The 8,017-nt window shown below is 61.2% G+C and carries 9 protein-coding genes and 2 pseudogenes; 9 read left to right on the forward strand and 2 right to left on the reverse strand.

Features of this window, described 5'->3' with window-relative positions; all coding sequences use genetic code 11:
• Nucleotides 1-54: 54 nt before the first annotated feature.
• The 7 genes and pseudogenes from H7C86_RS33205 to H7C86_RS33220 form a co-directional block, all read left to right on the forward strand.
• Entirely contained in the window at nucleotides 55-831 is a 777-nt protein-coding gene (locus tag H7C86_RS33205; RefSeq protein ID WP_259349373.1) for a site-specific integrase, read from the forward strand.
• Nucleotides 828-1,124: a site-specific integrase gene (locus H7C86_RS37625; protein WP_259349374.1), complete on the forward strand. Its 297-nt coding sequence runs from the start codon at nucleotides 828-830 to the stop codon at nucleotides 1,122-1,124. The genes H7C86_RS33205 and H7C86_RS37625 overlap by 4 nt, the downstream gene beginning before the upstream one ends.
• Nucleotides 1,121-1,486 carry a hypothetical protein gene (locus H7C86_RS33210; protein WP_182263120.1) on the forward strand — a complete coding sequence of 122 codons (366 nt, stop codon included), beginning with the start codon at nucleotides 1,121-1,123 and terminating at the stop codon, nucleotides 1,484-1,486. The genes H7C86_RS37625 and H7C86_RS33210 overlap by 4 nt, the downstream gene beginning before the upstream one ends.
• Nucleotides 1,487-1,667: 181 nt before the next feature.
• Nucleotides 1,668-2,117 carry a hypothetical protein gene (locus H7C86_RS37030; protein ID WP_220463496.1) on the forward strand — a complete coding sequence of 150 codons (450 nt, stop codon included), beginning with the start codon at nucleotides 1,668-1,670 and terminating at the stop codon, nucleotides 2,115-2,117.
• Between the two features lie 4 nt (nucleotides 2,118-2,121).
• Nucleotides 2,122-2,724: a hypothetical protein gene (locus H7C86_RS37035; protein WP_220463497.1), complete on the forward strand. Its 603-nt coding sequence runs from the start codon at nucleotides 2,122-2,124 to the stop codon at nucleotides 2,722-2,724.
• A gap of 39 nt (nucleotides 2,725-2,763) precedes the next feature.
• Nucleotides 2,764-3,444, forward strand: a complete 681-nt coding sequence (locus tag H7C86_RS37040; RefSeq protein WP_220463498.1) for a tyrosine-type recombinase/integrase — start codon at nucleotides 2,764-2,766, stop codon at nucleotides 3,442-3,444.
• Between the two features lie 307 nt (nucleotides 3,445-3,751).
• A pseudogene (locus tag H7C86_RS33220) lies at nucleotides 3,752-3,991 on the forward strand (integrase core domain-containing protein); the annotation flags it as partial.
• A 182-nt stretch (nucleotides 3,992-4,173) separates the two neighbouring features.
• Here H7C86_RS33220 and ptsP read toward each other — a convergent pair.
• Nucleotides 4,174-5,436: a phosphoenolpyruvate--protein phosphotransferase gene (gene ptsP / locus H7C86_RS33225; protein WP_182263121.1), complete on the reverse strand. Its 1,263-nt coding sequence runs from the start codon at nucleotides 5,434-5,436 to the stop codon at nucleotides 4,174-4,176.
• A gap of 5 nt (nucleotides 5,437-5,441) precedes the next feature.
• Nucleotides 5,442-7,382 (reverse strand): (d)CMP kinase, encoded by a 1,941-nt coding sequence (locus H7C86_RS33230; protein ID WP_228232982.1) that lies wholly within the window; start codon nucleotides 7,380-7,382, stop codon nucleotides 5,442-5,444.
• Between H7C86_RS33230 and H7C86_RS37630 the strand changes: the two genes are divergently transcribed.
• Together H7C86_RS37630 and H7C86_RS37045 are read left to right on the forward strand one after the other, a co-directional pair.
• A complete protein-coding gene (locus tag H7C86_RS37630; RefSeq protein WP_259349376.1) occupies nucleotides 7,281-7,583 on the forward strand; it encodes a hypothetical protein in 303 nt (100 codons plus the stop codon). The genes H7C86_RS33230 and H7C86_RS37630 overlap by 102 nt on opposite strands.
• 244 nt (nucleotides 7,584-7,827) lie before the next feature.
• Nucleotides 7,828-8,017: pseudogene (locus H7C86_RS37045) on the forward strand (hypothetical protein); the annotation flags it as partial.

An 8,017-nucleotide genomic window follows, 5' to 3' on the forward strand; every position in this document is an offset into this window, starting at 1 on the left:
CCACGCGGACGATCATGTTCTCCTCGGGGTTGACCACGGAACTGAGGAGACGATATGAGCGGCACGGTGACGCTGGAGAACAAGTGGCCGGTGCTGGGCCGGCATGCACAGGCGACCGAGTGGCTGCGACTATGGACCGATCTCGGGCGAGCTCCCCGAACGATCGACGCCTACGCGCGGGGACTTGCCGAGTATCTGCAGATGTGCGAGCGGGAGAGTGCCGATCCCCTCACCGCCACCCGCGCCCATATCGGTATTTATGTGCGGGAGCTGACCGAACGCCCCAGCCTCCGCGGACCGAACGTCGTGTCCATCGACTCCGGTGCCGGGCTGGCGAATGCCACGACCGGGCAGCGACTGGTGTCGGTGCGACTGTTCTACGACTACCTCATGGAGGAGGGACTCCGCGACTCCAATCCCGTTGGCCGGGGCCGATATACGTCCGGTCGACACGGCAGTGGGAACCAACGTGGGCTTGTGCCCCGATTGACGAAGCTGCCGTGGATTCCCACCGAACAGCAGTGGGCGGACATCCTCGAAGTCGCCGCGGCGGAACCGGTCCGGAACAGGGTGATGCTCGCCCTGGCCTACGACGCAGCGCTGCGCCGTGAGGAACTGTGCTCGCTGCGCACTGACGATCTCGACCCCGCCCACTTCCGCCCTGAGAATCCGGGCGGAGACGACGAAGAACCGGCTCGAGCGAATTGTGCCGTACTCGGCTGCGACCGGCGTGCTGCTGTCGGGCTATCTCGTGCACCGGGCGAGTCTGAGCAGGTCACGTGGACCGCGGTTCCTTCTCGGAGTCCCGCCGTAACCATGCGCAACCGTTGAGCCTGTGGACCTGGTCGAAGGTGGTGCGCCGGATTGCCTTGGCCGCCGATGTTCCGAAATTTTCCACCCACACAACCCGGCACCTGTGTCTGACGGATCTAGCCCGGATGGGTTGGGAATTGCATACGATCGCGACCTTCGCCGGGCATCGCCATACTGACTCGACGCTTCGATATATCCACCTCTCTGGGCGGGATCTTGCCGACAAGTTCGGCCGCAGCATGGACCATATCCACGCCCAGCGCATCGCGATGCTCGCGGCGGCAGGAACACCACGGTTACCGCGACATTGAAGTCCGACTTCGATATTGATCCTGAATCTCGTTGGTGCTCAACGATTATCGGGAAAGAATTCGATACCACTGTTGCGGTCCGCGTGGAGGAGTCTCAGGCCATCGGTGAACTCGGCGTCCGCAACCTGCGGCGGCTGCAGTATCACGATCCGACCGCGCCGGGTTGGCGTGTGATCGGACGGCTGCTGCGACGGCTGGAGGCGGTCAACGCTGGCCTGGATTCGCCGCCCACCACACATCGACGGCGGGCTATGACCGATGCGGTCGCGGTGCTGCTGGTGCGCTGTGCCGAGATGGAACGGACCTTCTGGAGTTGGACCCCGCAGGAATGGGTCGATCTCCTCGGCCGCGATCAGGGGTGAGTTCCGACGGGATGCGCCCGCTTGGGCTGGCGACGAGGTCCGCCCCTACCTCGCCGCGCACGCTTACCTACTGGGCTCGTTTACCGAGTTCCACCGGCTCGGCAGCTTCCAACGACTCACCCTGTCGTGGCGGATCTTTGGTCGCGCCAGGGTCAACGGCGAAATCGACAGGGTCCGTGAAGTGCTCGCCGAGTGGGGCTATCGACTCGGCCATGACGACGACACACTGCTGCCGATGACGCTCTGCCAGCTGTTCCTGCTCAACAGCAGCCCGCACATCGAGAACCTCGGCACCGAAGTGTTCGATCGTATCCGCCATGACGGGCTGCTCAGCGGAGCCCGACTGAACACTGTGCATGCCGCGGCTCGGGCGGTGAATGCTCTGGGGTTCTGTGACCCGCCGCCCGCGACCACCGATCGTGGTACTGCTCGAGCGATTGGCGGTGCGCAGATCTGGCAGCAGTGGGTCGACCGCTGGTACGCGACGTCGACATTGACGCCGCGAGCACGCGGCAACGTCGAAGTCACGTCTGCTCAAAGTCGGCCGCTGGATCGCAGCCGAGCATCCCGATGCCGCCGATCCGGCTGCGTGGACGCGGCGGACGTGTGCGGCCTGGGTCGCCGCGGTTGACCGGATGAACGTCGGGGACTACGTGCACCGCACCACCGGACTCGAAGAGCGCGTGGGTAAGCCTCTGCAGGCCTCGACCAAAGATGTTCACCTGTCGTCGATCCGAAGGTTCTTTACCGACTGTCAGGAATGGGAGTGGCTGTCGCGTCGTTTCGATCCAGGACGGGCGCTGGCCACTCCACGCAGCATCACCGCACTGCTCGGCCCGAACCCTCGGGTGATCGCCGAGGAGTTCTGGGCCAAGCTGCTGTGGGCGGGACTGAAGTTGTCGCGGGCCGATCTCCCCGAGACGCGGTCCGGGCACTTCTACTCGTTTGAACTGGTCCATGCGATCACACTGACCTGGTTGTTTTCCGGTCTGCGCAGCGATGAGATCGTCCGCCTGCGAGTCGGCTGCATTCGCTGGCAGCACGACGACAAATCCCTCGCAGGTGACTCCGATCAGGTCCTGGCGCGTGATGCGCTCTGCCTGCTCGACGTCCCACCGCACAAGACCGGCACAGCGTTCACCAAGCCGGTCGATCCGATCCTCGGCCAGGCCCTCGACACTTGGCAGGCGATGCGCCCCTCCCAACCGCAGTTTCACGATCGTCGCACAGGCGAGTGAGTCGACCTGCTGTTCGCCCTTCGCGCCCGCCGAGTCTCCTTGTCCTACATCAACAACACGGTCATCCCGATGCTCTGCCGCAAGGCAGGTGTCCCGGCCGTCGACGTCCGAGGCAGCATCACCAGCCACCGAGCCCGGTCCACGATCGCTAGCCAGCTCTACAACGCCAAAGAGCCTATGACCCTGTTCGAGCTGCAAGCCTGGCTTGGCCACCGCTCTCCACAATCGACGCAGTACTACGCGAAGATCACCCCGACCACGCTGACACGGGCTTACACCGACGCGGGGTACTTCTCCCGCAACGTCCGCACCATCGAGGTCCTCATAGACCGCGACGCCGTCACCTCCAATGCGGTCGGAGATGAAACACCATGGCAGTACTACGATCTCGGGCACGGGTATTGCACCTACACCTTCTTCGAACAATGCCCACACAGGATGGCGTGCGCCCGCTGTGACTTCTACGCCCCCAAGGCATCCGGCAAAGCGCAGCTGCTCGAAGCCAAGGACAACCTGCAGCGCATGCTCATCGCGATCCCACTCAACGACGACGAACGCGCAGCCGTCGAGGACGGCCAGCGCGCCCTCGACAACCTCCTCGACCGGCTGCTCGACGTCCCGACGCCGACCGGCACGACGCCACGCGAAATCGAGGTTCCGGCGACCGCGACCCTGCTTCCGATCGTTTCCGTCAACCAGAGCAGACGAGAATGTCCTTGACAATTCAAATTCCACGTAACTAACAAAATGCTCAAACGACAAATGTATGGGCGGGCCAATCTCGATCTGCTCCGCAAACGTGTGATTCATGCGGTATAGCCAAGCGGTGCAACATAATCACGGAAAGTGCGCCAGATCCAATTTCAGCGAGCGCCGTCAACTGAGGTCGCGCACCTACGCACCGTCCTCGAAGCTCTCGCCGGCAGGGTCAGCCGGCATGAGGAGCAGCTTCGAAGGATGACCGCATCGCCGCGGAAACGATGAACCATTCCGCCCTGCAATGTGGTTCCCTCACCCTCGATTAGCCGGTCAAAGCTATGACAACGCTCTCGCGGAGACGATCAACGGGCTCTACAAGACCGAGCTGATCAAGCCCCGCGGCCCGTGGCACACCCTCGAGCAGGTCGAGATCGCGACCCTGGAATGGGTCGACTGGTTCAACAACCGCAGGATCTACGAGCACTGCGGCGACATGGCACCCGTCGATCTTGAGACGCTCTACTGTCAACGAAACGAGACTCGGCAACCCGCCGTGCTCTCAAACTAAGCAGTCCCTGGACACACCGGGGGGGATTCAGGAATACATTGCCCGTCGAGTCGTCGAAAGGAAGACAAAACGGGAAGCCATGCGATGCCTCTCTCAGAGAAGCCCCGACCCTCACACTATTTCAGGTAACCAAACTATGCGGCAGGTCAGAATCGCCGTACGTAGCTCCACTCTGCAAGCGATCAGTCAATATTACTCACCGCCACTTTCAGCTGCGGAATCTTCGACGGCGAGACCGTCAGCGCGTCGACCCCATACTCGAGGAACGTGCTCGTGAGCGCTTCATCCGCAGCGAGTTCGCCGCTGATCGACACCCATGTGCCGGCACCGTGCGCATTCTCCGTCACCAACTTGATGGACCGAAGAATCGCCGGATGGTTGGTCCCGTACCGCTCTGCAAGCCTGGGATTCGTCCGATCGATGGCGAGCATGTATTGGGTGAGATCATTGGTTCCGATACTGAAGAAGTCGACGAGAGGTGCGAGGTCGTCACTGATGAGCACTGCGGCAGGCGTCTCGATCATGATGCCTTGCTCGATATCCCGATTGAACGGAATACCTTCCCCGGTTAGGGCCTCCATCACCTGGTCAACGATCTCCTTGATCTGAAGCACCTCGTCGACCGACACGATCATGGGATACATGATGGCCACGTCCGCAAAGGCGCTGGCTCGCAATATCGCCCGAATCTGAGGCACGAAGATGTCACGACGATCCAGGCTGATCCGGATGGCGCGATACCCGAGCGCCGGATTCTCCTCCGGCTCCAAGTGAAGATAGCCCGGGGTCTTGTCTGCGCCGACGTCGAGCGTCCTGATGACGAACTTCCCCGTCCCCAATCGCGACGCCATGGACGTGTAGATCTGGAACTGCTGCTCCTCCCCGGGCAGCTCCGACGACTCCATGAACATAAATTCCGTCTTGAAATTCCCGATTCCCGCGGCACCATTCGCGATGGCGTTCTCCACATCGGAAACAGCATTGATGTTGGCGTAGAGCAGAATGGACTTCCCCGACTTGGTCACCGCCGACAGGTCGCGGGACACGCTCGCCAACTCTCTTTGTCGAGCGTCGTAGTCATCCGCCCTGAGCGCGTACTCCGACCGCGTCGGCTCGTCGGGATCGACGATCAACTCGCCGCTGCCGTCGATGATGGCAGGCAGACCGTGCCACTGCGCGCTCACTTCCTCGCCGCACAAAGCCGGCAGACCCATCGTCCTCGACAAAATGGCGGTGTGCGAGTTCGGCGCCGCGTTCTTCACCACCAGACCGACGACATCGAGCCTGCCGAACCGAATGGTGTCCCTCGGCGTGAGGTCGACCGCGACGACGATCGTGGGTTCCTTGATTTCGTCGAACGCCGCGTGCCCCATGTGTTCGGAATAGTAGAAGATCCGGCCGAACTTGATGCCCTCATTCAGCGAAGTCCCGCGGGCGGCCACCATGCCCACTACGGGCCCTCCTTCGCGGGGGACGGGAGTATCTGTTGCCTGAACCTCGACCACAACGTCCTGAGCAGGACGTCGCCACCCGACATGACTTCGTCGAAATCGGATGCCTGGTCGTGGGGGGCAGTGCGTGCGGGAGTGCTCCAGTCCCAGAACGCCTCGAAAGCAGGGAGTCGGTCGCCCAGCTCGCGAGCCCTCATGACGGCGACCTTCGCGGTCCGATATGCCTCCTGGGGATCCCTCGTCTCGCGCCGGTGATATCTGAGCGACTGAGTGTCGAGCATCAAGGGCAACGGCACCACCTCGGTGCCGGGGTCGAAAACGCCTCTGATTTCATGGAAACTCTTCCCCGTGAAGATGCAGTCATCGACGACGATCACGCACCGGTCACGATAATCCTCGACCATCCGCGCCATGGACCTCGCGCGGAACACCCGGACGGCTCCCGATCTCTCGCCCAAGTCCGGGCCATCGGCGCGATGTTGCGAGTACTGCACATTGACATGTTCGGCTTGCCACCGATCGGACGTTAGACGCTGGAATATCACCCCTTGGTTCAGGGCCCCGAACGCATTGCTCAGAATCAGGACCCGGTCTGATTCGAGACCTTCGCCGAAAGCAGCCAATTTCGTCGTGTAGGCAGCGAAGAGGACGGGCAATGAATCGCCCTCGCGGACGGCACGAACACTTCCGGGAACAAGATGGGAGATACGCGACGATTCGTCGACGAACGCCGAGATGGTCGGGTTGAGGACGACATCGGCGATCCTCTGTGGAAATCCGTCCGTCGATGCGGGATATCGAAACAGCAAAAGACTCGCGATCATGTCGGCGATCTCGCCGACACAGGCTTCGATCGTCGGTGCGATCTGCGAACTGCCGCGTATGCCGTCCAGTCTCGACTCATTCGAGTACACGAACCAGAGCATGGTCGTCAGATCGTTGAAGACGTACTCCAGATAGGAAAGCGTGCCGATCCAGTTCACGACGTTCGATGTCCACGGCTCTCCTTCGCACGCGAAGGCGGGCTCGGAATAGGCCCTCCAGTGACTGCAGAAGGTTTGCCACAGCGAGCTTTCAGTCGAGCCGCTCCGCCTTTCGTGCATGTGCGGATCGCATTCGTAGTAGGCATATCCGCGCAGCCAGACGGTCTCGCCCTCCACGTGGCCGCGGCTCAGGAAGAAGTCGCGCAGGGTCGGTACAAGCAGGTCGACCTCGGGCAGTCGGAGCCGGAAACCTCCGCATGCGCTGACATGATCCTGAATTCTGAACGAGCTGCTGCAACCGAGGTTCTCGCGTATCGAGCTGTTCCAGAGGTCGAAGAACGCGTCCTCATTCGCCTTCATCTCCACATCGGCGCAGTCCAGGAGCTCGAAGAGTTCCGTTTCACCGGCTCCTCGTGCGACTTCTCGGTGCATGGTCTCGATGAGGTCGTCCAACGTATGCGACAGAGGATCCAGCACGATCAGTTCTCGGCGCGGAACGTTGAAGGTTCGTTCCTGGTCATCCCTCAACCGCTGTCGCTCAAGAGCCTCGGATCTCGTAATCCTCTTCGACTGCTGGAGTATCTCGGCTCGCCTTTGGGGCGTGGATTCGAAGTAGAACTTGAATTCTGCGTCGGGGAAGATCTCAAAGAGGTTGCGGCCGTCCATGATGAGATCTCGGCCGCGACGGTAGTCGTCCAATGCCGTATTGACATGACGCAACATCTCGCCATCACCGGTGATCGACGCAAAATATTTTACTAAACCATCGTCGTATAAATCGGCGTTGTTTCGGTTCTGCAGGTACAGAACGGTGTCAGCGGAGACGCGACCATAGAGCGATGGCATGATTTCTTCGTGGCTGACGCCGCGATCCGCCAGCTGCTGGTATGCCTGCGCCAGAAATCGGATCACCAATCCGGTGGAGAAAAAAAATATGCCGAGTCGATCGGCGAGCATCCGTCCGGCGGTGGATTTTCCCTGGCCATTTGTGCCATCGATTGTAATCAGCATGAAGCGACTCTGCAGAAGGACAGTTTCGCGCGCATGTTTGTCAGTATGCCACCAGTCTTCGGGGTAGCGTCGCTTCAGGCCGGCAGCTATACCGGCGATGTCGTCGGCTCGGCGCACCTGGTCACCCTGAAGCGACTCGATGCGTGACTGCAAGTCCACAGACCGGCAGCGGGAAGACCTGTTGTATCGGTCTTCCTGCGGAGTTGGCTGCTCGACGTAAGCAGTATGAGTTTCATCGTGATCGCCTGTTGACGTTCGAAGAGGGGTCGGCGTCTTGAATGAGCTAGCGGCAGTTCGGTTTGAACCGATCGTGGTGACCCGAGCGTCGTCATGGGCGATGTGGGGCGTGAGGGGTGCCGCATATTGTGGGTGCTCTTCTCCACACCGTGCTGTGCTCGTCCGTGGTCAACCAGATCTCGCCGACTTTGCGCACCGGTGGAACCCGATCCTCGACGTCTTCGACGGGGAGGGCCTACGGTTCGCCCACGAAGTGCACCTCTCTGAGATCGCCTACGACTACTGGTCGGGTGTTGTCAAGTTGTTTGGGATGCAGCAGTTTTCGGGCACAGCAGGCCATCACC

Source organism: Rhodococcus sp. UFZ-B548, from assembly GCF_903819475.1.
GTDB lineage: Bacteria > Actinomycetota > Actinomycetes > Mycobacteriales > Mycobacteriaceae > Rhodococcus_F > Rhodococcus_F erythropolis.

Bases quoted from the DNA above. Each gene is read 5' to 3' on its own strand.
- H7C86_RS33205 (WP_259349373.1), top strand. From the start codon at position 55: ATGAGCGGCACGGTGACGCTGGAGAACAAGTGGCCGGTGCTGGGCCGG.
- H7C86_RS37035 (WP_220463497.1), top strand. From the start codon at position 2,122: ATGAACGTCGGGGACTACGTGCACCGCACCACCGGACTCGAAGAGCGC.
- ptsP (WP_182263121.1), bottom strand. From the start codon at position 5,436: ATGGTGGCCGCCCGCGGGACTTCGCTGAATGAGGGCATCAAGTTCGGC.
- H7C86_RS33230 (WP_228232982.1), bottom strand. From the start codon at position 7,382: ATGCTCGCCGATCGACTCGGCATATTTTTTTTCTCCACCGGATTGGTG.